Here is a 24,817-nt window from a genome sequence, read left to right on the forward strand (position 1 = left end):
GTGGCGCGGGTGACTGCAACCCCACAGGGGCGCGGGGAACTGCGCGACCAGCCACAACGGACCCGCACCCGCCCGACGACAGCGCCCGGCACCCCTACAGGCGCCCCTCTCGAACATCCGCCCGCCACGAGTTAGCCTCCGGCCATGGCAAACGGGCAGTGGTACCCAGCGGAATGGCCGGACCGTATCCGCGCGCTCGCGGACGGCGCGCTCGTGCCGGCCGTGCCCAGGCGCGCCGCCACCGTGATGCTGCTGAAGGACGGCCCGGCCGGGACCGTCGTGCACATGTTGCGCAGGCGGGCCTCCATGGCGTTCGCCGGGGGCGCGTACGCCTACCCCGGCGGTGGCGTGGACCCCCGTGACGACGAGCACCAGATCCACTGGGCGGGCCCCACGCGCGCGTGGTGGGCGGCTCGGCTCGGGGTGGACGAGACGACGGCCCAGGCGATCGTCTGCGCGGCCGTGCGGGAGACGTACGAGGAGGCCGGCGTCCTGCTCGCCGGGCCGACGGCCGAGTCGGTGGTCGGTGACACCACGGGCGCGGACTGGGAGGCGGACCGGGCCGCCCTGGTGGCCCGGGAGCTGTCCTTCGCCGAGTTCCTGGAGCGCCGGGGGCTCGTGCTGCGGTCGGACCTCCTCGGGGCCTGGACACGCTGGATCACCCCCGAGTTCGAACCCCGTCGCTACGACACGTGGTTCTTCGTCGCCGCGCTCCCGGAGGGGCAGCGCACCCGCAACGCCTCGACCGAGGCCGACCGTACGGTGTGGATCCGTCCCCAGGACGCGGCCGACGGCTACGACAAGGGCGAGCTGCTGATGATGCCGCCCACCATCGCCACACTGCGGCAGCTCACCGGGTACGGCACCGCCGCCGACGCGCTCGCCGCCGCACCCGGCCGTGACCTGACCCCCGTGCTCGCGCAGGCCCGGCTGGTGGACGGCGAGATCGTGCTCTCGTGGCCGGGCCACGACGAGTTCACCAAGCACATCCCGACCGGTGGAGCCCCCGCATGACCGACGCCGCAGCCCTCCCCGGCCAGCCACGGGGCGGGGTCCTCTCGGGCCCCGCCACGGCACGAGCCGTCAACGTCCTCGCGCCCAACGCCTCCGCGATGACCCTGGACGGCACCAACACCTGGATCCTGTCGGAGCCGGACTCCGAGCTGGCGGTCGTGGTCGATCCCGGTCCCCTCGACGAGGGGCATCTGCGGGCCGTCGTCGGCACCGCCGAGGCCGCCGGCAAGCGCGTCGCGCTCACGCTGCTCACCCACGGCCACCCCGACCACGCCGAGGGCGCCGCCCGTTTCGCCGCCCTGACCGGGACCAAGGTGCGCGCCCTGGACCCGGGGCTGCGGCTGGGGGACGAGGGGCTCGCCGCGGGGGACGTGGTGGTGGTCGGCGGGCTGGAGCTGAGGGTGGTCCGGACGCCCGGGCACACCGCCGACTCGCTGTGCTTCCATCTCCCGGCCGATCAGGCCGTCGTGACCGGTGACACCATCCTGGGGCGCGGTACGACCGTCGTGGCCCACCCCGACGGCCGCCTGGGGGACTATCTGGACTCCCTGCGGCGGCTGAGGTCCCTGACGGTCGACGACGGCGTCCACACGGTCCTGCCGGGCCACGGGCCCGTCCTGGAGGACGCCCAGGGGGCCGTGGAGTTCTACCTCGCCCACCGGGCCCACCGGCTCGCCCAGGTCGAGACGGCCGTCGAGGACGGCTACCGGACGCCCGAAGCCGTCGTGGAGCACGTGTACGCGGACGTGGACCGGTCGCTGTGGCCGGCCGCCGAGCTGTCGGTGCGGGCCCAGCTCGAGTACCTGGAGGAGCACGGGCTCATCTAGGGGCCTTCACGCCGTGCACGCGCGCGTACTCGTCCGCCAGCCAGGGCCCCAGATCGTCGACGTACGCGCGCAGTACGGCCGGGTCGGCGGCCGGGGCACGCCCCAGGACGGCCGCCGCCCGTAGCTGCTCGGCGCGCTCGGGGTAGTACGCGGCGAAGACCTGCGCCATCTCCGCCAGATCGCTCGTCCAGCCGTTCCAGCGGGGCATGACCAGGGTGAACGCGGTGCGGACCAGGTGCCGGGACATGAAACGGACCAGGCGGGTCCGTGTCTCGTCCGAGTCCGCCGCCTCGATCCGTTCGCGCCAGCGGGGGAGCAGGAGGGCGAGGTCGCCGTTGGTCTCGCGGGCCAGCAGGGAGTCGGGGCGGTAGCGGGGGAGGTACTCCGCCAGGTCGTCGCCGAGCAGCGGGGTGCACAGACAGGCCACGAACCAGCCCAGGTCGTGGCGTTCCAGCTCGCTCAGCAGGAGATCCCGGCTGTACAGCAGCGTTCCGACGCCGTCGATCTGCGGGAACTCCGTGTCCAGCGCCCCTCCGAGCTCTCGTACGCCCTCCCGGTCCGCGTCGGTCGGTTCGTCCCGCAGGGCGAGCAGGAGGTCGAGGTCGCTGCGGCCCACGCGCGCGGTGCCGCGCGGAACCGAGCCGTAGAGGTACGCGCTGTGCAGCCTCGGCCCGAACAGGTCCAGCACCCGGTCGCGGGCGGCTGCGACGACCGGACGGAACGGCTCCGGGATCCGCCCGAGGGAGCCCTCGCGCTCGATGCAGCCCTGGGCGTCGAGCCCTTTGGGGGCCGGGGGGAGAACTGTTTCGGCGGCCATGCGATCACTGTGCCCGGTGGCGGGCCCGGGAACAGCTCATTTACGGCCCTGGGCGGCCCGTGTGGGGCCGAACGTGGCTGCCGCCGCGCAGGACGGCCTGGGGCGCAAGGTGCTGCGGGAGCGGCGGCTGTGGCGATCACCCGGCGCCGGTAACCGGTCACATCGGTCGGCACGGCGCCCGGCGACACGAGAAGGGCCCCGCCGTACGGCAGGGCCCTTCGACGTCGTACGGCGATAGGTGCTCAGCGCGAGCGCTTGGCGAGCCTCTCGACGTCCAGGAGGATCACCGCGCGGGCCTCCAGGCGCAGCCAGCCGCGCTGGGCGAAGTCGGCGAGGGCCTTGTTGACCGTCTCGCGGGAGGCGCCGACGAGCTGGGCCAGCTCCTCCTGCGTGAGGTCGTGGACGACGTGGATGCCCTCCTCGGACTGCACGCCGAAGCGGCGGGAGAGGTCGAGCAGCGCGCGGGCCACCCGGCCCGGCACGTCCGAGAACACCAGGTCGGACATCTGGTCGTTGGTCCTGCGCAGACGCCGGGCGATGGCGCGCAGCAGCGCCGAGGCCACCTCGGGGCGCGCGCTCAGCCAGGGCTGGAGGTCGCCGTGGCCGAGGCCGAGCAGCTTGACCTCGGTCAGCGCGGTGGCGGTCGCCGTGCGCGGACCCGGGTCGAAGAGGGACAGCTCGCCGATGAGTTCGCCGGGGCCGAGAACGGCCAGCATGTTCTCGCGGCCGTCGGGGGAGGTGCGGTGGAGCTTCACCTTGCCCTCGGTGACCGCGTAGAGCCGGTCACCCGGGTCGCCCTCATGGAACAGGGAGTCGCCACGCGCGAGAGTCACCTCACTCATGGAGGCGCGCAGTTCCGCGGACTGCTCGTCGTCGAGTGCCGCGAAGAGCGGGTTGCGCCGCAGAACGTCGTCCACGAGTTCTCTCCTTGTCGACCTGCTCAGGGGATCTTGTTCCCCCTTGGTACCAGGGGAACCCGGTGCCCATTTTGCCGGACGGTCCAAACAGTGTGATCTGTCACAAGGATGCCGCACACATGTCCCGGGGTAAGCGGCAGGGGTCCAATTGGGGGCCGGTCTCCTGGGTCCGGGGCGGATGTCAGTGCCGGGCTCTAGGCTGGCCGGGTGTCCAAAACGCCGGTGAGAGCACAGGCCGAGGGGGCTGGGCGGGTGGTTGCACGTCGCGATTCCGCTGTCGGCGAACAGGATGCCGGGGGTGGAAAGAAAACGGCAAAAGCGGCAGGGAAGGCTCCGGTGGAGAAGAGGGCTTCGGCGAAGAAGACGGCCAAGAAGGCCACTCCCGTGCGGAAGGCGGCCCCCGTGAAGGAGGCGGCCGCTGCCCCGAGAAAGGCGGCGGCCGCGGTGAAGAAGGCGTCGGCCACGAAGACGGTCGCCACGAAGCCGCCGGGGAACGAGTCGCGGACCGCCCTCGTCCGCCGCGCCCGGCGCATCAACCGCGAGCTCGCGGAGGTGTTCCCGTACGCCCACCCCGAGTTGGACTTCGAGAACCCCTTCCAGCTGATCGTGGCGACGGTCCTGTCCGCGCAGACCACCGACCTGAGGGTGAATCAGACGACCCCGGCGCTGTTCGCCAGGTACCCCACCCCCGAGGACCTGGCCGCGGCCAACCCCGAGGAGGTCGAGGAGATCCTCCGGCCGACCGGGTTCTTCCGGGCCAAGACCAAGTCGGTGATAGGGCTGTCCAAGGCCCTGGTGGAGAACTTCGGCGGCGAGGTGCCGGGACGGCTCGAGGATCTCGTCACGCTGCCCGGCGTCGGCCGCAAGACCGCCTTCGTCGTCCTGGGGAACGCCTTCGGGCGGCCCGGGATCACCGTCGACACGCACTTCATGCGGCTGGTCAGGCGCTGGCGGTGGACCGACGAGACCGACCCCGACAAGATCGAGGCCGCCGTCTCCGCCCTCTTCCCGAAGAGCGACTGGACGGACCTGTCGCACCACGTCATCTGGCACGGCCGCCGTATCTGCCACGCCCGCAAGCCCGCCTGCGGCGCCTGCCCCATCGCCCCGCTCTGCCCGGCCTACGGCGAGGGCGAGACGGACCCGGAGAAGGCGCGAAAGCTCCTCAAGTACGAGAAGGGCGGCTTCCCGGGCCAGCGGCTGAACCCCCCGCAGGCCTATCTGGACGCGGGCGGCAAGGCCGCGCCGCCCCTGGGGGCCACCGGGTGAGGGAAGGGACGGCGAGCCGGGCCTCGGCGCTGAGCCCCGGTGGCCGTGGTGCCCGGGAGGAACGATCCAGGGCCCGGCAGGCGTTGGGCAGGGCAGGACGACGGGGGTGGCGATGACACGGGCGAGTCATACGGAGGACGTGACGCTCAGCAAGGACGGCCTTCCGGGCTGGCTGGACCCGGTGGTGCACGCGGCGGAGACGGTCGAGCCGCTCCAGCTCAGCCGCTTCCTGCCGCCGGCGAACGGCGCGGGACGGCAGTCGGCCGTGCTGGTCCTGTTCGGCGAGGGCGAGCGCGGGCCCGAGCTGCTGCTCATGGAGCGGGCGAGTTCGCTCAGGTCGCACGCCGGGCAGCCGTCGTTCCCCGGTGGCGCGCTCGACCCGGAGGACGGTGACCCGAAGGGCGACGGGCCCCTCAGGGCCGCCCTGCGCGAGGCCGAGGAGGAGACCGGCCTTGACCCGTCGGGCGTCCAGCTCTTCGGCGTACTGCCCAAGCTGTACATCCCGGTCAGCGGCTTCGTGGTGACCCCGGTGCTGGGCTGGTGGCGCGAGCCGACCCCGGTCGGGGTCGTCGATCCGAACGAGACCGCCCGTGTCTTCACGGTCCCCGTGGCGGATCTCACGGATCCGGACAACCGTGCGACAACCGTCCACCCCAGCGGGCACCGAGGTCCGGCATTCCTGGTCGAATCGGCCCTGGTGTGGGGCTTCACCGCCGGAATCATCGACCGGATCCTGCACTACGCGGGCTGGGAGCGCCCCTGGGACCGCGAGAAGCAGGTCCCGCTCGACTGGCGCGCATGACAGGGTGGCGTCCGTGCTGTGTCTTCCCGGGGACAGCCCCCGGCGGCCGACCTGTGGTGAACGCGAAGTGATGAGGCGAGGCTCGAACCGGTGAACGTGCTGGACATCCTGTTGCTGGTCGCCGCCGTGTGGTTCGCGATCGTCGGCTACCGCCAGGGCTTCGTCGTGGGCATCCTGTCGGTGATCGGTTTCCTGGGCGGCGGCCTGGTCGCCGTCTACGTCCTTCCCGTCGTCTGGGACGCGCTGACCGACCACGCCGAGGTCGGCACGGTCGCCGCCGTCGTCGGCGTGGTCGTCGTCATCGTCTGCGCCTCCGTCGGCCAGGCCTTGACCACCCACCTCGGCAACAAGCTGCGCCGGTACATCACCTGGTCCCCGGCCCGCGCGGTCGACGCCACCGGCGGAGCCCTCGTCAACGTCCTCGCGATGCTCCTGGTCGCCTGGCTGATCGGCGCCATGCTCGCGCAGACCACGATGCCCACGGTCGGCAAGGAGGTCCGCGGCTCCAAGGTGCTCCTCGGCGTGCAGGAGGTGCTGCCCGCGGACGCCGACACCTGGTTCAAGGACTTCACCTCGGTCCTCGCGGACAACGGCTTCCCGCAGGTCTTCAGCCCGTTCTCCGACGAGCCGATCAAGGAGGTCCAGCCGCCCGACCCGAAGCTCGCCAACAGCGCGGTCGCCGTCCGTGCCCAGCGCTCCATCGTCAAGGTCATGGGCACCGCGCAGAGCTGCGGCAAGGTCCTGGAGGGCACCGGCTTCGTCTTCGGCGACCGGCGCGTGATGACCAACGCGCACGTCGTCGGCGGCGTCGACGAGCCCACGGTCCAGATAGGCGGCGAGGGCAGGAAGTACGACGCCACGGTCGTCCTCTACGACTGGCAGCGCGACATCGCCGTCCTGGACGTGCCCGACCTGGACGCGCCGGCCCTCCGGTTCACGTCCGAGGACGCCGGCAGCGGGGACAGCGCGATCGTCGCGGGCTTCCCGGAGAACGGCTCGTACGACGTCCGCTCCGCGCGCGTGCGCGGGCGCATCGACGCCCACGGACCGGACATCTACCACCGCGGCACCGTGAACCGCGACGTCTACTCCCTCTACGCGACCGTCCGCCAGGGCAACTCCGGCGGCCCGCTGCTCACCCCGGAGGGCAAGGTGTACGGCGTGGTCTTCGCGAAGTCGCTCGACGACGCCGACACCGGGTACGCGCTCACCGCGGACGAGATCCAGGAGGACATCGCCAAGGGGCGTACCGCGAACCAGCAGGTGGACAGCGACAGCTGCGCGCTCTGAGGGGCCTGGTGGGACGGGCGCGTCAGCCGCGGGGGTGACGCAGGCGTACCGAGACCCAGCGGGCCCGGCGGCGCAGGATGCGCGGAATGCCCACCCTCAGGTCGGTGCCGCCCGGCAGTTGCGGGGCACCGCCCTGATGATGGGAGCTCAGGGCAGCGCCCGAGCGTCGATTGCGTGCCGCGTCACTGTAGCCGTGCGTCCAGCCCATACCCGGACGTGTGCCCCCGCCCCAAGGTCGATAACCGCCCCCACGCCCCCCAATTGGCCTATGCGCGGGGCAAGTGGCCGTTCGTAGGACAGGCGTTCAGATCCGGATACCGGGCGCGCCCTTTCGGTCACCGATCGGGTTCGGGATCCTTAAGCCAGTTGATCAGTTCTGTCGAGAAGGCGACCGGGTCCTCCTCGTGCGGGAAGTGCCCGAGGCCGTCGAACAACCGCCAGCGGTACGGCGCTTCGACGTACTCCCCGGAGCCCGCCGCGCTCCTGGTCCGCATCACCGGGTCGAGCGAACCGTGCAGATGCAGGGTCGGCACGCGGACGGGCCGCTTCATGCGCCGGTTGAACTGGATCCCGTCGGGCCGCGCCAGTGAGCGCACCATCCAGCGGTACGGCTCGATCGCGCAGTGCGCCGTCGAGGGGATGCACATCGCGGCTCGGTACGTCTCCACCGCCTTGTCGTCCGGCAGCCGCGGGCCGGACCAGTCCCGGATCAGCTCGGCGACCAGCGCGCCGTCGTCCGCGGTGAGCCGCCGCTCCGGGACCCAGGGCCGCTGGAACCCCCAGATGTAGGAACCGGCGCGCGTCTGTCGGAGGTCCGAGAGCATCGCCGAGCGCCAGCGCCGGGGGTGCGGCATCGAGGCGACCGCGAGCCGTCGTACCAGCTTGGGACGCATCGCGGCCGCCGTCCACGCCAGGTAGCCGCCCAGGTCATGGCCGACCAGCGCGGCGTCCGGCTCGCCGAGGGAGCGGATCACGCCGGTGACGTCGAGGGCGAGGTTGGCGGGGTCGTAACCGCGCGGGGTGCGGTCGCTGCCGCCGACGCCGCGCAGGTCCATCGCCACGGCCCGGAAGCCGGCGTCGGCGAGCGCCTCCAGTTGGTGGCGCCAGGTCCACCAGAACTGGGGGAAGCCGTGCAGGAACATCACGAGCGGTCCGTCGCCCAGTTCGGCGATGTGGAAGCGCGCGCCGTTGGCCGCCACGTCCCGGTGCGTCCAGGGACCGTCGGGCCGTACGAGGGAGGCGGGCTGCTGCGCCGAAGGGGTGGCGGGGTCGGTCATGACGACGAGCGTGCCACAGCCTCGATGGCCTTCGTCTCCCGGACCCGCTCCTCCAGGGCCTTGTTGTCGTTGCCGGGACGCGGGTGCGGCTTGGCGTTCTGGAGCACGCCGGCCGTCTCCTTCACCGAGGCGGCGACCTTCTGCGGGCCCTTGCCCTTCTGCGCCTTCTTCGCGAAGACGACACCGATCAGCGCGAGGACCAGCGCGACGAGGACGTTGGCGGCGAAGGACAGCAGGAAGCAGACCGCGAGGTTCCAGTCGCTCCAGGTCCGGATGCCGTACGCCAGCGCGAAGTTGAGCATCGGCAGGGAGAACAGCAGCACCCCGCCGGCCACGCTGAACGCGCCGCCGCTCATCGCGCCCCGCTTGACGTCCTGCTTGAGCTGCGCCTTCGCCAGCGCGATCTCGTCGTGCACCAGCGCCGACATCTCGGTCGTCGCCGAGGCGAACAGTTGGCCGATGCTGCGTTCGGCGCCGACCGGGCTGCCGTCGGGTGCGCTCATCGCGATCTCCCTCTTCACTGACTCGGTGTGGGACGTGGCTCTGCATGTCCGTGTCTTTTGTACCGTCCCGTCAGATCATGCCCGACGGTCGTCCTCCTCGCCTGCCCCGCCCGTCACTTCGGCAAGCCGCTCGGCGGTCTGGCGCTCGGCGATCCGGCGGTGCTCGGCGGCCTTGCGCTCGTGGATCGCCGCCATCCGCAGGTGGTACGCCGGGTCGTCCTCCTCGTAGATGTCCGGAATGCCGTCGAGGTCCTCGTCGCGCTCCTCGGCCTCGTAGAGCCTGCGGTACTTGCTGTTGCGCAGCTTCAGCAGCACGGTCGCGAGAACGGCCGCGGTGAGCGAGCCGAGGAGTACGGCCGCCTTGACCTCGTCGGTGAGCGTCGCGTCGCCGTCGAAGGCGAGCTCGCCGATGAGCAGGGACACCGTGAAGCCGATACCGGCGAGCGTGGCCACCGCGAACACGTCGGCCCACTCGAGGTCGTCGCTGAGCGAGGCCCGGGTGAAGCGGGCCGTCAGCCAGGTCCCGCCGAAGATGCCGAGCGTCTTGCCGAGGACCAGCCCGAGCACCACGCCCAGCGTCTCCGGCCGGGTGAACACGTCGCCGAGCGTGCCGCCCGAGACGGAGACACCGGCGCTGAAGAGGGCGAACAGCGGGACGGCCAGGCCCGCCGACAGCGGCCGTACGAGATGCTCGATGTGCTCGCCGGGGGAGTGCTCCTCGTCCTCCCTCCTGGTGCAGCGCAGCATCAGGCCCATCGCGACGCCCGCGACCGTGGCGTGGATGCCGCTGTTGTACGTCAGCGCCCAGATCACCAGCGCGAGCGGGACGTAGACGTACCACCCGCGCACGCCCTTTCGCAGCAGCGCCCAGAAGACCAGGAGGCCGGCGGCCGCGCCGCCGAGCGCGGCGAAGTCGATGCCGGCGGTGAAGAAGACGGCGATGATCAGGATCGCGCAGAGGTCGTCGACGACGGCGAGGGTGAGCAGGAAGGCGCGCAGCGCGTTCGGCAGCCAGGTGCCGATGACGGCGAGCACGGCGAGCGCGAAGGCGATGTCGGTGGCGGTGGGCACGGCCCAGCCGGACAGGGAGCCGCCGCCGGTGAGGTTGGTGAGGGCGTAGACGAGGGCCGGTACGGCCATGCCGCACAGGGCCGCGACCACGGGCAGCGCGGCCGCCTTCGGGTCCTTCAGGTCACCGGCGACCAGCTCGCGCTTGAGTTCGATGCCGGCCACGAAGAAGAAGACCGCGAGGAGGCCGTCGGCGGCCCAGTGCTCGATCGACAGGTCGAGGCCGAGGGTCGCCGGACCCAGGTGGAAGTGGCTGACGCTCTCGTAACTGTCGTGCAGCGCCGGGATGTTCGCCCAGATCAGGGCGGTGACGGCGGCGACGAGCAGGAGCACACCACCGACCGTCTCGGTGCGCAGCGCGTCCGCGACGAAGGTGCGCTCGGGGAGGGAGAGGCGTCCGAGGACCTTACGAGTGGGCGCGGGCATCAGGGGGACCTCCGGTCGGTGGACAGGGCAGTGCTGCTCGCCGACCAGACTTCCCGGCACACCTTGAGGGTCACGCTCTTTTGTTTAGTTTACCTAAAAGGGGTGCCGGGCGCGCATCCGCGCCCGGCACCCCCGTGATCAAGAGCGCGGTCAGTCCTCGCTGGGCGAGGCCGGCAGCTTGGCCTGGATGAGGTCCATGACCGTGGAGTCGGTCAGCGTGGTGACGTCACCGAGCTGGCGGTTCTCGGCGACGTCCCGCAGCAGACGGCGCATGATCTTGCCGGAGCGGGTCTTGGGCAGCTCCGCCACCGGCAGGATCCGCTTGGGCTTGGCGATCGGGCCGAGGGTGGCGCCGACGTGGTTGCGCAGGTCGTTGACGAGGCCCTCGTCCTCGGCGTTCGCCGTGCCGCGCAGGATCACGAAGGCGACGATGGCCTGCCCGGTCGTCTCGTCGGCGGCACCGACCACGGCCGCCTCGGCGACCGAGGGGTGGGAGACGAGCGCCGACTCGACCTCGGTGGTCGAGATGTTGTGGCCGGAGACCAGCATGACGTCGTCGACCCGGCCCAGCAGCCAGATGTCGCCGTCGTCGTCCTTCTTGGCGCCGTCGCCGGCGAAGTACTTGCCCTCGAAGCGCGACCAGTAGGTGTCGAGGAAGCGCTGGTCGTCGCCCCAGATGGTGCGCAGCATCGACGGCCACGGCTCGGTGAGGACGAGGTAGCCGCCCCCGCCGTTCGGGACCTCGCCCGCCTCGTCGTCGACGACCGTCGCGGAGATGCCGGGCAGCGGGGTCTGCGCGGAACCGGGCTTGGTCGCGGTGACGCCCGGCAGCGGCGAGATCATCATCGCGCCGGTCTCGGTCTGCCACCAGGTGTCCACGATCGGCGTGCGGTCGGCGCCGATGTGCTTGCGGTACCAGATCCACGCCTCGGGGTTGATCGGCTCACCGACCGAGCCCAGCACCCGCAGGCTGCTGAGGTCGAACTTCGCGGGGATGTCGTCGCCCCACTTCATGAACGTACGGATCGCGGTGGGCGCCGTGTACAGGATGGTCACCCCGTACTTCTGGATGATCTCCCAGAAGCGGCCCTGGTGCGGGGTGTCCGGGGTGCCCTCGTACATGACCTGGGTGGCGCCGTTGGCGAGCGGGCCGTAGACGATGTACGAGTGCCCGGTGACCCAGCCGACGTCCGCCGTGCACCAGTAGACGTCGGTCTCCGGCTTGAGGTCGAAGACGGCGTGGTGGGTGTACGCCGTCTGGGTGAGGTAGCCGCCGGAGGTGTGCAGGATGCCCTTGGGCTTACCCGTGGTGCCGGAGGTGTAGAGGATGAACAGCGGCTGCTCGGCGTTGAACGCCTCCGGGGTGTGCTCGGCCGACTGCCGCTCGACGATCTCGTGCCACCACACGTCCCGGCTGTCGTCCCAGGCGACCTCCTGGCCGGTGCGGCGGACGACCAGCACGTGCTCGACGTTGCCGGCCTTGCCGACCGCCTCGTCGACGGCGGGCTTGAGCGCGGACGGCTTGCCGCGCCGGTAGCCGCCGTCGGAGGTGATGACGACCTTGGCGTCGGCGTCCTGGATGCGGGTGGCGAGGGCGTCCGCCGAGAAGCCGCCGAAGACCACGGAGTGCGCGGCGCCGATCCGCGCGCACGCGAGCATCGCGACGGCGGTCTCCGGGATCATCGGCATGTAGACGGCGACCCGGTCGCCCTTCTGGACGCCCAGCTCCAGCAGGGCGTTCGCGGCCCTGGAGACCTCGTCCTTGAGCTCGGCGTAGGTGATCGCGCGGCTGTCGCCCGGCTCGCCCTCGAAGTGGATGGCGACCCGGTCGCCATGACCCGCCTCGACATGCCGGTCGACGCAGTTGTACGCCACGTTGAGCTCGCCGTCCTGGAACCACTTGGCGAACGGCGGGTTCGACCAGTCCAGTGTCTCGGTGGGCTCCTTGGCCCAGCTCAGTCGGCGGGCCTGCGCGGCCCAGAAACCCAGCCGGTCAGCCTTGGCCTGCTCATACGCCTCCGCCGTGACGTTGGCGTTCGCGGCCAGGTCGGCGGGGGGCGCGAACCTGCGCTCTTCCTTGAGCAGGTTGGCCAGGCTTTCGTTGCTCACGGCATCTGCCTTTCCCAGGGTGTCCGTTGTGTCCCAGGCCACAGCTCATCAGACCGCGGATGCGATGACAAGGGTCGACCGACAATTGGTTTAGACCTGTGGACTCGTCGAGTCCGGCGGACCGGGTCATCCGTACCCACGGACGCCGACTGGGCGGAGTTCAGCAGGTGTAACGCCTTTCACACTCCTGCCCGAGTACGGCGGATGCGGCGTCGAGGTCCGACGGCGAGTGTCCGGGAGCCGGGAGCCGGGAGCCGGTAGCCGGTAGCCGGTAGCGGGGAGTCGGGAGTCGGGAGTCGGGAGCCGGGAGCCGGGAGCCGGGAGCCGGGAGCCGCGTGCCCGGACACCGGGCTGGCCGTCGGCCCGGGCTGCTGGCGGAGTCCCGTGGGCGCCGCGCCGCACCCCGCCGTGCGGACGCGGGGGCTTGGCGGGGTGCGGCCCCCTGGAGAGACCGCACCCCGAGGTGCTCACGCCGACAGGTCCGCCGCCTCCACGTGCTCGAACAGCCCGTCCCCGTCCCCGCCGGTGAGCAGATACGACTGCGCCTCGGCCACGTGGAAGTACATCCCGTGCAGCTCCAGCCTCCCCTCCCGCAGGGCCCGGGCGACCGAGTCGTGGGCCCGCAGGTGCTCCAACTGCTGGACCACGTTGGTCAGGCAGAGCTGCTCGACCGCGTCGGCGGGCGCCCGCCCGGCCAGCCTGGCCCAGGGCCGGTCGCCGTCGGCCATCCGCTCCAGGCTGGGCAGTCCGTGCCGCAGCCAGCGCTTCAGCGGGGTCCGGGCACCGCCCGGCTCGGAATTGAGCAGTGCCTGCATGGCCCCGCAGCCGGAGTGCCCGCACACCGTGATGGACCGCACCTTCAGCACGTCCACCGCGTACTCGATCGCGGCCGCCACCGAGTCGTCCCCGCTCTCCTCACCGGGCCGGGGGACGAGGTTGCCCACATTGCGCACCACGAACAGGTCGCCCGGACCGCTGGAGGTGATCATCGAGGTGACGAGCCGCGAGTCGGCGCAGGTGAGGAAGAGCTGGTCCGGCTGCTGGCCCTCGCGCGCCAGCCGGGCCAGCTCACCGCGCACGATCGGCGCGGTGTTGCGCTGGAACGCGCTGATGCCACGCGCCAGGTCGTGCCCGCTCGACTCCCGTGGCCCGCCCGGAGCCTGCGCGGCACCGGGTTCGCCGGACGTGCCGGCGTCCGCGGCGGCCTGCGCGGTGTACGGGCGCTCGCACTGGTGGTTGCGCCATGCCGTCCAGGGGCGGCAGCGGCAGTGGCCGTCGTCGGACGGCTCGGCGATGCGTGTCCCCGGTCTGCGGCCGGTCAGCTCGACGGAACCGCCCTGCGCGGTGTGCGTCTTCTGCCAGTCGTGCAGCGACTCGTACGCCGCGTGGTCCATGAACGACCCGTCCAGCTCCACGACGGCGTCCGCCCCCTGCGGGACCAGATGCAGGGCCCGGCTGAGCCGCGGCACCGCGAGGAACGTCAACTGCCCGCGTACGTGGACGTGATGGACTCCGTCCCTCTCGCAGTGCGTGATCCGGGTGCGGGTGAGACGGTGCAGGGCGACCGCGACGGCGACGGCGATGCCCAGCGTCACTCCCTCCAGGACGCCGAACACGACCACGCCGACGGTGGTGACGGCGTAGACCAGGACCTCCCGGTGCCGGGTCACCGTGCGGATGTGGTGCAGGGACACCATCTGGATGCCGACGGACATCACCAGGGCGGCGAGCGCGGCGAGCGGGATGAACTCGAGGACCGGGGCCATCAGCAGCGCGGCGATCACTACGAGAACGCCGTGCAGCATCGTGGAGTTCCGGCTGACGGCACCCGCCTGGACGTTCGCGGAACTGCGCACCGCCACACCGGCGACGGGCAGTCCGCCGAGGGAGCCGGAGACGATGTTGGCGGCTCCCTGGCCGAGCAGTTCGCGGTCCAGGTCGGAGCGGCCGACGCGGATCCCGCGGCCCGCACCGGTGTTCGCGGCGATCAGGTCGGGGCGTCCGGACGCCAGCTTGTCGACGGCCACCGCGCCCAGCAGTGACTGCACGCTGCACACGAGGGTGGTGGTCAGCACCGCCGCGACGAGCCCCAGCACGGGACCCTCGGGCAGTCCGGCCAGCGCGTGGCTGCTCCAGGAGGGCAGATCGACCTTCGGCACGGCCAGCCCGGCGAGGCAGGCGGCGGTGGTGGCTCCGGCGACGGCGACGAGCGCGGCCGGGATCCTGCGCAGAAGGTGCCCCGCCCGGCCCGGGATGCGCGGCCAGAGGAAGAGCAGCGCCAGGGTCAGCGCGCTCACCGAGACCGAGGCGGGCTGCAACCGCGCCAACTGGGCGGGCAGGGCGCGGAGGTTGTCGAGGACGGAGCTCTGCGGGGTGCCGCCCAGGACGATGTGCAACTGGGCGACGGCGATGGTGACGCCGATGCCGGCGAGCATGCCGTGCACGATCGCGGGGCTGACGGCGAGCGCGGTGCGGGCCACGCGCAGGCAGCCGAGGCCGAGTTGGGCCACTCCGGCCAGGACGGTGATGGCGCAGGTGGTCCGCCAGCCGTAACGGTGGATCAGGTCCGCGGTGACCACGGTGAGGCCGGCGGCGGGCCCGCTGACCTGGAGCGGGGAGCCGCCCAGCTTGCCGGCGACGATCCCTCCGACGGCGGCGGCCACGAGGCCGGCCTGGAGGGGTGCGCCGGTGGCGAGGGCGATGCCCAGGGACAGGGGCAGGGCGATCAGGAAGACCGCGATCGATGCCGACACGTCGGCGCCCGCGATGCGGAACCGGCGGGGCGGGGTCGGCGGGGGGCTGTGGGCGGGGTGGAGGCGCCTCGTGTGGTGCGAGTCGCTCGGGTCGGTGGGGCGAGTGGGAACACAGGCTGACATTTTTCCCGTCTCCTCCGGGGCAGCGCGGTCGCGGAACAGGTGGTCCCCCGCATGGGACGGGGGTCGGGTCGCGGCCGTGGGTCACGGCGTGCAGCGGCGGGATGAATCAACGCTCGGTAAATGGATCGTAATGCAGAGTAAAGGGCAGGCATAGACTTTCCGGGCAAATGGGTTAACTACCCACCTGAATGGGTGAAGTGGCAATTTCATCGGCTTGTCGTACTAATTCCTTCTCGGGCTCGTGCGAACTTGGCGGCGCTGTCGTTGCCCCGAGAGAAGGAAGAAGGTGGGCGGAACATGGCCGCCACCCACAGGATTGCCGCGGGAGCCGTGGTCGCCGCGGTCTGCGCCGCCTCGCTCGCCGGTTGCGCCACCGACGTCTCCGAGGGGGGAGCCGCGGGCCCGCAGAAGGCGAAGCCCGCCCAGGCCCCGCCCAAAAGGGTGTTCCGTCTGATCGGCGACGGCTCCACCGCCTACACCGGAGCGCAGCCGCACCTGCCCAGAGCCCAGCGCCTCAAGCCCGGCGAGAAGCCCCCGCAGTTCGTGGTGTTCTCCTGGGACGGGGCCGGCGAGGACAGCCAGAAGCTGTTCTCCCACTTCCGTGAGGTCGCCAAGGCGAACCACGCGACGATGACGTACTTCCTGAGCGGCGTGTACATGCTGCCGGAGGACAAGCGCGCCGAGTACCGGCCGCCGCAGCACTCCCCGGGCCGCTCCGACATCGGCTTCAACGACGAGCAGGGCATCGCCGACACCGTCAAGCAGCTCCGCCTCGCCTGGCTGGAGGGCAACGAGATCGGCACCCACTTCAACGGCCACTTCTGCGGCAGCGGCGGCGGGGTGGGCCAGTGGTCGGTCGAGGAGTGGAAGGACGAGATCGCCCAGGCGAAGAGGTTCGTGAAGTCCTGGAAGACCAACACCGGGATGACGAAGGCCGCCCCGCTGCCCTTCGACTACGACAAGGAACTCATCGGCGCCCGCACCCCCTGCCTGGAAGGGCAGAAGAACTTCATGCAGGCCGCCCGCGAGCTGGGCTTCCGCTACGACACCAGCGGGGTCAACGAACAGCTCTGGCCCAAGAAGAAGCAGGGCCTGTGGGACCTGTCGATGCAGCTCGTGCCCTTCCCCGGGCACTCCTACGAGCAGCTCACCATGGACTACAACTTCATGGTCAACCAGTCCGGCACCAAAACCCAGGGCGACCCGGGCAAGCACGAGTTCTGGGGCGACCAGATGCGCGACGGCCTCCTCAAGGGCTTCCAGCGGGCCTACGAAGGCAACCGCGCGCCCCTGATCATCGGCAACCACTTCGAGTCCTGGAACGGCGGCACGTACATGCGTGCCGTCGAGGAGACCGTCGAGCAGGTGTGCAACAAGCCCGACGTGCGCTGTGTCTCCTTCCGGCAGCTCGCTGACTGGCTGGACGCCCAGGACCCGAAGACGCTCGAGAGGCTGCGCACCCTGGGGGTCGGCGAGGCGCCCCGGCAGGGCTGGCCGGCCTTCCTGTCGGGGCGGCCGGCCCCGGCACCGAAGGGTGTACCGGGGGCACCGGCGGCCAAGCCGTAGCGGTCGGGCGGGACGGACGCGGTCGTCGGGCGGCGGGGACCGTCAGACGCCCGCGGCCGTCACCGCGTTCTCGCCGAGCACGAACGAGGGGTCGATCTGCGCCGCCAGGTCGACCCCTGTGCGCTCGTTGCCCCAGGACCGGGCGTTCTTCAGATGGAAGTGCACCATCTGCTGGGTGTAGCGCTCCGCGTCACGCAGGCCGTAGGTCGCGTCGACGGCCGTCCGCAGCCGGTGCAGGGCGCGCCGGTTGACGTCCTCCAGGAGCGCGAACCGGGGCGGCCGGCCCTTCTCCAGGGCGCGCACCCAGTCGGAGTGCCCGACGGTCACCAGCAGGTCGTCCCCGACCTCGGCGCGGAGGAAGTCGAGGTCGTCCTGGCCCTGCACCTTGTTGCCGACGACCTTCAGGACGACGCCGAAGTCGCGGGCGTACTCCTTGTACTGGCGATAGACGGAGACCCCCTTCCGGGTCGGCTCGGCGACGAGGAACGTGATGTCGAAGCGGGTGAACATGCCGGAGGCGAAGGAGTCCGAGCCCGCCGTCATGTCCACCACGACGTACTCGTCCGGCCCGTCCACCAGGTGGTTCAGGCACAGCTCCACCGCTCCCGTCTTGGAGTGGTAGCAGGCGACCCCCAGGTCGGCGTCCGTGAAGGGGCCGGTGACCATCAGACGGACGACGTCGCCGTCGAGTTCCACCGGCCGGGCGCAGGCGTCCCAGACCGGGTTGTCCTCGCGCACCCGCAGCAGCCGTGAGCCCTCGCCGGGCGGGGTGGTCTTGATCATCTCCGCGGCCGAGGCGATCCGCGGATTGGTGCCGCGCAGGTACTCCTTGATCAGCGGCAGCCGCTCGCCCAGGGCGGGCAGCGCGGCCGCCTCGCCCTCGTCCAGGCCGAGCGCCGGTCCCAGATGCTGGTTGATGTCGGCGTCGACGGCCATCACCGGTGCTCCGGTGGCCGCGAGATGGCGGATGAACAGGGAGGACAGGGTGGTCTTGCCGCTGCCGCCCTTCCCGACGAAAGCAATTTTCATGTTCACCAAGAGTAGTCGGGTGATAGCTGTACGTGTCAGACGTGCGTGAAGAAGACCACTCCATCGAGGGGCGCGGCTCCCGGTTGCGTAGTGTCGTACTCATGAGTACGACAGGCGCGAACGCCGATCCGCTCGCGGCCCTGGGCTCGCTGCCCGGTGTGGCCGAGTCCGTGGAGTCCGTGCGCAAGTCCGTGGACCGGGTCTACGGACACCGTGTCATGCGGCGCCGCAGCAACGAGATCACCTCCGAGGCCGCCCTGCGCGGGGCCCGTGGCTCGGCCGCGCTGTCCGGCGCGGACTGGGCCCTCGAAGAGGTGCGCCGGCGCTCCGACTTCGGCGTCGACGACGAGGCGCGCGTGATGGGCGCGGCGCTCAGGCTGACCGCCGAGGCCGGCCAACTGCTGTCGATCTGGCGGCAGTCGCCCCTGCGGGTGCTGGCCCGGCTGCACCTGGTCGCCGCGGCCACCGGCGAGGACGAGATCGGGCGCCCACGGCAGGCCGGCGAGAGCGTCGAGGAGCCGCTGATCGAGCTGCCCCTGCCGGACGCGGCCGAGGTCTCGGGCCGGCTGGAGGGCCTGTCCGAGCTGATCATCGCGGGCAGCTCGGCCCCCGCCCTGGTCACGGCCGCGGTCGTCCAGGGGGAGCTCCTCGCCCTCAGGCCCTTCGTCTCCCACAACGGTCTGGTCGCGCGCGCGGCCGCACGGATCGTCCTGGTCGGCAGCGGTCTCGACCCCAAGTCGGTCTGCCCCGCGGAGGTCGGTCACGCGGAACTGGGCCGCGCGGCCTATCTGGCGGCGCTCGACGGCTATGTCTCCGGCACCCCCGAGGGCATGGCCGCCTGGATCGCCCACTGCGGCAGCGCGATCGAACTGGGCGCGCGCGAGTCGACGGCGGTGTGCGAGGCGCTCCAGCGCGGGGCGGCGTAGGACCCCCTGAACAGGGTTGCGGCGGTACGAGGACTCGTACCGCCGCTGGCATGTTCACCGAGTTACCAAGCGTCCTCGATATGTTGCCCATCAGGTCGGGAACTTTGCCCGTCACCTGGTGCGGCTGGCCCGTAATCGACGGGTCGACGTCGCGTGGGTGCCCGGTGTTCATGCTCGGTCCGTGGGGCCATATGCGTTTTTGAGGTGATCCTCGCGGATGTCCTTGGTCTCGCGGGCCGTTAACCCATTTGTACTCCTGGACCGCGGCAAGCGGAACCCCCGGCCGCCGTTCTTTACTTTTGTCCTCAAATAGGTTTCAAGTAGCCGGAATCGCCTCAGGCGACCGTCGACCGCCGTCGATTCGCGTACCAGACGAGACCTGCCGTCGCTGCCGCCGCTCCTATCGCGGCGACCGCGACGAGTGCCGGGCGGGGCGGTACGGCGAATCCGGGCAGCCGCTGCTTGAGCCGGACCGGCCGGTGGAAATCGAGAATCGGCCACCCGCGCGCGAGGGCCTCGCGGCGCAGGGCCCGGTCCGGGTTGACGGCGTGCGGATGGCCCACGGCCCGGAGCATCGGCAGGTCGGTCGCCGAGTCGCTGTAGGCGTAGCAGCGCTCCAGGTCGTACCCCTCGGACTCGGCCAGCTCCTTGACGGCCTCGGCCTTCGTCGGGCCGTACGCGTAGTACTCCACCTCGCCGGTGAAGCAGCCGTCCTCGCCCACGACCATGCGGGTCGCCACCACCCGGTCGGCGCCCAGGAGTTCACCGATGGGCTCGACCACCTCGGCGCCGGACGTGGAGACGATGACGACGTCCCGCCCGGCGGTGTGGTGCTCCTCGATGAGGGAGGCGGCCTCGTCGTAGATGATCGGGTCGATCAGGTCGTGGAGGGTCTCGGCCACGATCTCCTTGACCTGCTGGACGTTCCAGCCGCGTACGAGCGCGGAGAGGTACTCGCGGGTGCGCTCCATCTGGTCGTGGTCCATACCGCCGACGAGGAAGACGAACTGGGCATATGCGGTCCGCAAGGCGGCCCGGCGGTTGATCAGGCCGCCTTGGTAGAACGACTTGCTGAACGTGAGCGTGCTCGACTTCGCAATGACCGTCTTGTCCAGGTCAAAGAAGGCGGCTGTGCGGGGCAAGGAGTGGTTTTCCACGACCCCGAGCATAGGCGCAGCCCATTCGGCGTAAGGTGAGGCGTGTGGGTTTGCCTGAGAGGGCTCTCGGGTACACCATGGAAGTCACGGATCGTTCGCGACCGTGCTAACCCGGTCCGGCTCCTCCCCCCCCGAGTCGGCCGTGGAGACGACCCCCACTCTCCCCCCCGGTGGGGGTCGTCGCATGTCCGGGTGGGTTTTTCTCTTCCGTACGCGGTTCCGCGCCTCCCGCGAGGCGGCTTCGGCCGCCCTTTCGGCATGCTCATGATTCGTCACTGTGTGTAGCCTTCGCGCTGCTCTGCGGAGGTCGTACACAGGCTGCACACCCTCACCGGTATGGGTGACGGCGATATTCACAGGCGTCGGGTTGTCCACAGTTATCCACCAAGATCCACACGATTTCCGGGTTCGCTGCACCGTGATTCCCACACGTCCCGCTCCGGCCGACTTCATGGCCGGTTCTGGTTTGTCGGGTGTGTTTGGCCGGTTCGTATCGGCCGTTCATATGGAGGCCGGTTGCCGGTTCTTCACATGTTTGGGAATCGCGGGGCCGAAGGGGCCCTGTGGGAGAGGCGCCGGGCGGGCCCCATGGAGGGGGCTCGCGCGCCGGGGTGAAGGGGGATGGAGCCGTGACCGCAGCCGTCACACACGAGGGACAGCCCACCGCCGGCGGGCGGCCGGGCCGGCCGTTGATCGTCACGGAGGACGAGGACCTGCTCGACGACCTGCTGCGGCTGTGCGCGGCGGCAGGCGCGACGGCCGAGGTCCATCACGGGATGCCGCAGCCCAGAGGAAGCTGGGAGGCCGCCCCACTCGTCCTGGTCGGCGACGACGCCGCCCGGCGGGTGCGAGGGGCCGCCCGCAGACGCGGAGTCGTGCTCGTCGGCCGGGACCAGGACGACTCCGGGGTGTGGAAGCGGGCCGTCGAGATCGGCGCCGATCACGTCCTGATGCTGCCCGACGGCGAGCAGTGGCTGGTCGACCGGATCGCCGACGTCACCGAGGGCGTCGGCCGTCCCGCCCTCACCGTCGGCGTCATCGGCGGCCGCGGCGGGGCCGGAGCCTCCACGCTCGCGTGCGCCCTGGCCGTCACCTCCGCGCGTGAGGGACTGCGCACGCTCCTCGTGGACGCCGATCCGCTGGGCGGCGGACTCGACGTACTCCTCGGCGGCGAGAGCACCGAGGGGCTGCGCTGGCCGGCGTTCGCCGCCTCGCGGGGGCGGGTCGGCGGCGGCGCCCTTGAGGAGTCGCTGCCGCGACTGCACTCACTGCGGGTCCTGAGCTGGGACCGCGGCGACCGCATCGCCGTCCCGCCGCAGGCCGTTCGGGCGGTGCTCGCCGCGGCCCGGCGCCGGGGCGGCACCGTCGTCGTCGACCTGCCCCGCCGCCTCGACGACGATGTCGCCGAAGCTCTCGCCCAGATCGACCTCGGGGTCCTCGTGGTCCCCGCCGAACTGCGCGCCGTGGCCGCGGCCGGCCGCGTGGCCTCAGGTGTCGGCATGGTCCTGCGCGACCTGCGGGTGGCGGTACGCGGCCCGTACGCACCCGGCCTCGACGACCGCGAGGTGGCCCGTCTGCTGGGCCTGCCCCTGGTGGGCGAGGTCCCGGTCGAGGCGGCGCTTCAGCGGCCCGAGGGGAGCGGATCACCGCCGGGCACGGCCGCGCGGGGGCCGCTGGCGCGGTTCTGCAAGGAGTTCTGGGAGCGCGCGCTGGCCGAGACGGGGACGGGGACGGCATGAGCGGGTTCTCGGGACTGACAGGGGCCGGACGAGCGGAGCCCGCGGCGGGCGGCTCCGCCGAGGGGCAGCGGGCGGTGCGTCCGGTGGCGGGTTCCGCCGGGCGACGGCGGCCGGGTGAGACGCCGGTCGGTGCTCCGGGGCGGCCGCGGACAGCCCCGACAGGTGTCCGCACGGTGCCCTCGGCGGCCGGCGCGGACGCGGCTCCGGGTCTGCTGGACGGTGTACGGCAGTGGCTGGCCGAGAGCGGGGCCGAACCGACGCCCGCCCGCGTGGCCCAGGCACTGCGCGAACAGGGCCGTGTTCTGGGCGACGCCGAAGTACTGGGCGCCGCCGAGCGGTTGCGGTCCGAACTGGTCGGCAGCGGACCGCTGGAACCCTTGCTCGCCGACCCGTCGGTGACGGACGTCCTCGTGTCGGCGCCGGACCGGGTCTGGGTGGACCGGGGCGGCGGACTCGAACTGACCGCCGTCTCCTTCCCCGACGCGGCCGCCGTACGACGGCTCGCGCAGCGGCTCGCCGCCGTCGCGGGACGGCGCCTCGACGACGCGCGGCCCTGGGCCGACGCCCGGCTGCCGGACGGCACGCGGCTGCACGCGGTCCTCCCTCCGGTCGCCGTCGGCTGCACGTGTCTGTCGCTGCGGGTGGTACGGCCGCGCGCGTTCACGCTGGACGAACTGGTCGCGGCCGGCACGGTGCCGCCGGGCGGGGACCGGGTGCTGCGGGCGCTGCTCGACGCACGGCTGTCCTTCCTCATCAGCGGGGGGACGGGCACCGGGAAGACGACGCTGCTGAGCGCACTGCTCGGGCTCGTCGGGCCGGGCGAGCGGATCGTGCTCGCGGAGGACTCGGCGGAGCTCAGGCCGGACCATCCGCACGTCGTCCGGCTGGAGACGAGACCCGCCAACCAGGAGGGCGCCGGACTGGTCACCCTCGAGGACCTGGTGCGCCAGGCCCTGCGGATGCGGCCGGACCGGCTCGTGGTGGGCGAGGTGCGCGGGCCCGAAGTGGTGCATCTGCTGGCCGCGTTGAACACCGGCCACGAGGGCGGCTGCGGGACCGTGCACGCCAACGCGGCGGCCGACGTACCGGCCCGCCTGGAGGCGCTGGGTACCGCCGCCGGGCTGGATCGGGCCGCGCTGCACAGCCAGTTGGCGGCCGCGCTGTCGGTCGTACTGCATCTGGTGCGCGACCGGTCGGGGCGGCGGCGGATCGCCGAGGTGCGGGTGCTGGAGCGGGATCCCACCGGGCTGGTGCGCACGGTGCCGGCGCTGCGCTGGGAAGCGGAGGCGTTCGCGTACGAGCGGGGGTGGGAGCGGTTGCGGGGGCTGCTCGGGGAGGCGATGTGCGGGGCGGGGGAGGGAGGTTGACCCGGATGGGTGCCGCGGTGGGGGACTCGGCGGGTGGCTCGGGTGGGTGGCCAGTGCGCGGACGGCGTCGAGAGGGCTCGGACGGTGAGAGGACGTGGTGATCGGGATGGGGGAGATGTCGGTGGGGTCGGCGGGACTGGCAGCGGGGTGCCTCGGGACGGCCGCGTGGCTGTGGGGCGGGCGGCGCTCCGCGCTGCGGCGGGCGCGGGCGCTGCTGGCCGGCGGCGGGGTGGTGGGAGCCGGGTCACCGCCTTGGCGGCGGCTGACGGGGGTGCTGCGGCGGGTTCGTGGGCGGCTGGGGTTCGAGTGGTGGGCGGTGGCCGCCGGGCTGGTGCTCGGTGTGCTCGGGGCCTCGGTGCTGCCGGTCGTCGCGGGGGTGGCCGGAGTGCCGTTGCTGCGGCGGGTGCGGCTGGCCGGGGAGGAGCGCTGGGTGCGTGAGCGGCGGGCGGGCGCGGTGATCGCGCTGTGCGCGGTGGTCGCCGGGGAGGTGCGTGCCGGGCGGCAGCCGGGGGAGGCGCTGGTGCGGGCGGTGCGGGAGCACCAGGGGCCGGGAGACGGCAGGGCCGGCTCGGGTGGAGCCGGTCCCGGGACACCGGAGTTCGGCGGGCTCGGCCGGACGCGGGCGGCTGTGCTGGCCGCGGCCCGGTTCGGCGGGGATGTGCCCGGGGCGCTCGCGACGGCGGCTCGACAGCCCGGTGCCGAGGGGCTGCTCGGACTTGCCGCGTGCTGGCGGGTGGCGGTGGACCAGGGCGCGGGGCTCGCGGCCGGGCTCGACCGGCTGGAAGGGGCGTTGCGGGCCGAGCGGGACCAACGGGCCGACCTGCGGGCCCAGTTGGCGGGAGCGCGGTCCACGGCCTGGATGCTCGCCGCGTTGCCGGTGCTGGGGCTGGGCCTCGGGGCCGCACTCGGCGCCGATCCCCTGCACGTCCTCCTGCACACCGGGACCGGGCTGGGCTGCCTGCTGGCCGGTGGCCTGCTGGAAGGGGTCGGGATGTGGTGGGCGACGCGGATCGTACGGGGAGCGGAGGAAGCGTGAGCGGGGAAGTCGTCCACAGGCTGTGGGCGGTGCTGGGAACCGCGCTGGTGGCCGCCTGGCTCGTCCGGTGGGCCGTGGCGGTGCGGCGCGAGCGCAGACTGCGGCGGCGGCTCGGAGAGCTGCTGGCCGTCGCCGAGGCCACGGTCGAGGGGCCGCGGCACGAGGGGCGGGAGTTCGCGCGGCGGTGGCTCCCCGTGCTCGGCGTCGGCTGTGCCGGATGGGTGCTGGTGGGTGGAGTCACCGGTGTCGTGGTCGGACTGGTCGTCGCGGCGGGGTTGTGGCGGTGGCGGCAGCGGCAGACGGCCGGCGTGGACGCCGGGGAGGCCGACGCGCGCGAGGCGGCCCGGCAGTTGCCGCTCGCCGCCGATCTGCTGGCCGCCTGTATCGCGGCGGGCGCCGGTCCGGTCATCGCGGCGCAGGCCGTGGGCGAGGCGCTGGGCGGGCCCGTGGGAGAGGGACTCGCGCGCGGGGCGGCGGAGGTACGGCTCGGCGGTGAGCCGGGCGAGGCCTGGCGAAGGCTCGCCTCGACACCGGGCGCCGGGGCGCTGGCCCGGCTGCTGGAACGCGCCGATGTGACCGGGCTGCCCGCGGCCGGGCCGGTGGCCGGGCTCGCCGCGGACGCCCGCGCCGACTGGGGGCGCGCCGCGACGGCCCGGGCACGGAGGGCAGCTGTGCTGGTCACCGCGCCGGTGGGGCTGTGTTTCCTGCCCGCGTTCATCGCCGTCGGCGTGCTGCCGATCGTGATCGGACTCGCGGGAGGAGTGCTGGGAGGAGGAGGTGGGTGATGACGGCCGGCAGCCGG

The 24,817-nt window shown here is 72.3% G+C and carries 21 protein-coding genes; 11 read left to right on the forward strand and 10 right to left on the reverse strand.

The window, feature by feature from the left end; genetic code table 11:
• The first annotated feature begins 144 nt into the window (after positions 1–144).
• A complete protein-coding gene (locus ACIQJT_RS18300) occupies positions 145–1,014 on the forward strand; it encodes an NUDIX hydrolase (protein WP_365461014.1) in 870 nt (289 codons plus the stop codon).
• On the forward strand, positions 1,011–1,841 hold the full coding sequence (locus ACIQJT_RS18305; protein ID WP_402644555.1) for an MBL fold metallo-hydrolase: 831 nt from the start codon (positions 1,011–1,013) through the stop codon (positions 1,839–1,841). Before ACIQJT_RS18300 ends, ACIQJT_RS18305 begins: the two co-directional genes overlap by 4 nt.
• On the opposite strand, the gene ACIQJT_RS18310 is transcribed toward ACIQJT_RS18305, so the two are convergent.
• Both ACIQJT_RS18310 and ACIQJT_RS18315 read right to left on the reverse strand, forming a co-directional pair.
• Complete coding sequence (locus tag ACIQJT_RS18310) at positions 1,834–2,658, reverse strand: nucleotidyltransferase (protein WP_402644558.1); 825 nt, start codon at positions 2,656–2,658, stop codon at positions 1,834–1,836. The genes ACIQJT_RS18305 and ACIQJT_RS18310 overlap by 8 nt on opposite strands.
• Before the next feature lie 242 nt (positions 2,659–2,900).
• Positions 2,901–3,575, reverse strand: coding sequence for a Crp/Fnr family transcriptional regulator (locus ACIQJT_RS18315; protein ID WP_007383667.1), 675 nt, complete (start codon positions 3,573–3,575; stop codon positions 2,901–2,903).
• Between the two features lie 336 nt (positions 3,576–3,911).
• Here ACIQJT_RS18315 and nth point away from each other — a divergent pair, with 336 nt between their 5' ends.
• From nth to ACIQJT_RS18330, 3 genes are all read left to right on the forward strand, one after another.
• Positions 3,912–4,844 carry an endonuclease III gene (nth, locus tag ACIQJT_RS18320; protein WP_402644560.1) on the forward strand — a complete coding sequence of 311 codons (933 nt, stop codon included), beginning with the start codon at positions 3,912–3,914 and terminating at the stop codon, positions 4,842–4,844.
• A gap of 112 nt (positions 4,845–4,956) precedes the next feature.
• Entirely contained in the window at positions 4,957–5,646 is a 690-nt protein-coding gene (locus ACIQJT_RS18325; RefSeq protein ID WP_053848764.1) for a CoA pyrophosphatase, read from the forward strand.
• Positions 5,647–5,736: 90 nt separating this feature from the next.
• Positions 5,737–6,936, forward strand: a complete 1,200-nt coding sequence (locus ACIQJT_RS18330; RefSeq protein WP_402644563.1) for a MarP family serine protease — start codon at positions 5,737–5,739, stop codon at positions 6,934–6,936.
• Positions 6,937–6,958: 22 nt separating this feature from the next.
• Here the strand turns inward: ACIQJT_RS18330 and ACIQJT_RS18335 are convergent, their stop codons facing one another.
• The 6 genes from ACIQJT_RS18335 to ACIQJT_RS18360 form a co-directional block, all read right to left on the reverse strand.
• Positions 6,959–7,144, reverse strand: a complete 186-nt coding sequence (locus ACIQJT_RS18335) for a hypothetical protein (protein ID WP_402644566.1) — start codon at positions 7,142–7,144, stop codon at positions 6,959–6,961.
• Positions 7,145–7,271: 127 nt separating this feature from the next.
• Entirely contained in the window at positions 7,272–8,213 is a 942-nt protein-coding gene (locus tag ACIQJT_RS18340; RefSeq protein WP_365461024.1) for an alpha/beta hydrolase, read from the reverse strand.
• Complete coding sequence (locus tag ACIQJT_RS18345; RefSeq protein WP_365461026.1) at positions 8,210–8,716, reverse strand: phage holin family protein; 507 nt, start codon at positions 8,714–8,716, stop codon at positions 8,210–8,212. The genes ACIQJT_RS18340 and ACIQJT_RS18345 overlap by 4 nt, the downstream gene beginning before the upstream one ends.
• A gap of 75 nt (positions 8,717–8,791) precedes the next feature.
• Positions 8,792–10,210 carry a Na+/H+ antiporter NhaA gene (gene nhaA / locus ACIQJT_RS18350; RefSeq protein ID WP_402644569.1) on the reverse strand — a complete coding sequence of 473 codons (1,419 nt, stop codon included), beginning with the start codon at positions 10,208–10,210 and terminating at the stop codon, positions 8,792–8,794.
• Positions 10,211–10,360: 150 nt separating this feature from the next.
• Positions 10,361–12,319: an acetate--CoA ligase gene (gene acs / locus ACIQJT_RS18355; protein ID WP_402644572.1), complete on the reverse strand. Its 1,959-nt coding sequence runs from the start codon at positions 12,317–12,319 to the stop codon at positions 10,361–10,363.
• A 467-nt stretch (positions 12,320–12,786) separates the two neighbouring features.
• Positions 12,787–15,195 carry a SulP family inorganic anion transporter gene (locus tag ACIQJT_RS18360; protein WP_365461032.1) on the reverse strand — a complete coding sequence of 803 codons (2,409 nt, stop codon included), beginning with the start codon at positions 15,193–15,195 and terminating at the stop codon, positions 12,787–12,789.
• A gap of 297 nt (positions 15,196–15,492) precedes the next feature.
• Here ACIQJT_RS18360 and ACIQJT_RS18365 point away from each other — a divergent pair, with 297 nt between their 5' ends.
• Entirely contained in the window at positions 15,493–16,761 is a 1,269-nt protein-coding gene (locus ACIQJT_RS18365) for a hypothetical protein (protein ID WP_365461034.1), read from the forward strand.
• 42 nt (positions 16,762–16,803) lie between these two features.
• Here the strand turns inward: ACIQJT_RS18365 and ACIQJT_RS18370 are convergent, their stop codons facing one another.
• The gene (locus ACIQJT_RS18370) at positions 16,804–17,790 is read right to left on the reverse strand and encodes an ATP-binding protein (RefSeq protein ID WP_402644576.1); all 987 of its coding nucleotides are present in this window, start codon (positions 17,788–17,790) and stop codon (positions 16,804–16,806) included.
• Between the two features lie 101 nt (positions 17,791–17,891).
• On the opposite strand from ACIQJT_RS18370, the gene ACIQJT_RS18375 reads away from it, so the two are divergent.
• Positions 17,892–18,716 carry an oxidoreductase gene (locus ACIQJT_RS18375; protein ID WP_402644579.1) on the forward strand — a complete coding sequence of 275 codons (825 nt, stop codon included), beginning with the start codon at positions 17,892–17,894 and terminating at the stop codon, positions 18,714–18,716.
• Between the two features lie 335 nt (positions 18,717–19,051).
• Here ACIQJT_RS18375 and ACIQJT_RS18380 read toward each other — a convergent pair whose 3' ends face one another.
• A complete protein-coding gene (locus ACIQJT_RS18380) occupies positions 19,052–19,885 on the reverse strand; it encodes an HAD family phosphatase (RefSeq protein ID WP_053848156.1) in 834 nt (277 codons plus the stop codon).
• Between the two features lie 617 nt (positions 19,886–20,502).
• On the opposite strand from ACIQJT_RS18380, the gene ssd reads away from it, so the two are divergent.
• From ssd to ACIQJT_RS18400, 4 genes are all read left to right on the forward strand, one after another.
• Positions 20,503–21,612, forward strand: coding sequence for a septum site-determining protein Ssd (gene ssd / locus ACIQJT_RS18385; protein ID WP_402644581.1), 1,110 nt, complete (start codon positions 20,503–20,505; stop codon positions 21,610–21,612).
• Positions 21,613–21,785: 173 nt separating this feature from the next.
• Positions 21,786–22,979 (forward strand): TadA family conjugal transfer-associated ATPase, encoded by a 1,194-nt coding sequence (locus ACIQJT_RS18390; RefSeq protein ID WP_402644584.1) that lies wholly within the window; start codon positions 21,786–21,788, stop codon positions 22,977–22,979.
• A 106-nt stretch (positions 22,980–23,085) separates the two neighbouring features.
• Positions 23,086–24,015: a type II secretion system F family protein gene (locus ACIQJT_RS18395; protein WP_402644800.1), complete on the forward strand. Its 930-nt coding sequence runs from the start codon at positions 23,086–23,088 to the stop codon at positions 24,013–24,015.
• Entirely contained in the window at positions 24,012–24,800 is a 789-nt protein-coding gene (locus ACIQJT_RS18400; RefSeq protein ID WP_402644587.1) for a type II secretion system F family protein, read from the forward strand. The genes ACIQJT_RS18395 and ACIQJT_RS18400 overlap by 4 nt, the downstream gene beginning before the upstream one ends.
• Positions 24,801–24,817 lie beyond the last annotated feature (17 nt).

This window comes from Streptomyces sp. NPDC091972 (genome assembly GCF_044756385.1).
Taxonomy (GTDB): domain Bacteria; phylum Actinomycetota; class Actinomycetes; order Streptomycetales; family Streptomycetaceae; genus Streptomyces.

Coding starts and splice junctions, on each gene's coding strand:
- ACIQJT_RS18370 (WP_402644576.1), bottom strand. CDS start 17,790: ATGAAAATTGCTTTCGTCGGGAAGGGCGGCAGCGGCAAGACCACCCTG.
- ACIQJT_RS18340 (WP_365461024.1), bottom strand. CDS start 8,213: ATGACCGACCCCGCCACCCCTTCGGCGCAGCAGCCCGCCTCCCTCGTA.
- ACIQJT_RS18360 (WP_365461032.1), bottom strand. CDS start 15,195: ATGTCAGCCTGTGTTCCCACTCGCCCCACCGACCCGAGCGACTCGCAC.
- ACIQJT_RS18335 (WP_402644566.1), bottom strand. CDS start 7,144: ATGGGCTGGACGCACGGCTACAGTGACGCGGCACGCAATCGACGCTCG.
- ACIQJT_RS18345 (WP_365461026.1), bottom strand. CDS start 8,716: ATGAGCGCACCCGACGGCAGCCCGGTCGGCGCCGAACGCAGCATCGGC.
- ACIQJT_RS18325 (WP_053848764.1), top strand. CDS start 4,957: ATGACACGGGCGAGTCATACGGAGGACGTGACGCTCAGCAAGGACGGC.
- ACIQJT_RS18365 (WP_365461034.1), top strand. CDS start 15,493: ATGGCCGCCACCCACAGGATTGCCGCGGGAGCCGTGGTCGCCGCGGTC.
- ACIQJT_RS18375 (WP_402644579.1), top strand. CDS start 17,892: ATGAGTACGACAGGCGCGAACGCCGATCCGCTCGCGGCCCTGGGCTCG.
- ACIQJT_RS18395 (WP_402644800.1), top strand. CDS start 23,086: ATGGGGGAGATGTCGGTGGGGTCGGCGGGACTGGCAGCGGGGTGCCTC.
- ACIQJT_RS18305 (WP_402644555.1), top strand. CDS start 1,011: ATGACCGACGCCGCAGCCCTCCCCGGCCAGCCACGGGGCGGGGTCCTC.
- ACIQJT_RS18300 (WP_365461014.1), top strand. CDS start 145: ATGGCAAACGGGCAGTGGTACCCAGCGGAATGGCCGGACCGTATCCGC.
- ACIQJT_RS18380 (WP_053848156.1), bottom strand. CDS start 19,885: ATGCTCGGGGTCGTGGAAAACCACTCCTTGCCCCGCACAGCCGCCTTC.
- ACIQJT_RS18310 (WP_402644558.1), bottom strand. CDS start 2,658: ATGGCCGCCGAAACAGTTCTCCCCCCGGCCCCCAAAGGGCTCGACGCC.
- nhaA (WP_402644569.1), bottom strand. CDS start 10,210: ATGCCCGCGCCCACTCGTAAGGTCCTCGGACGCCTCTCCCTCCCCGAG.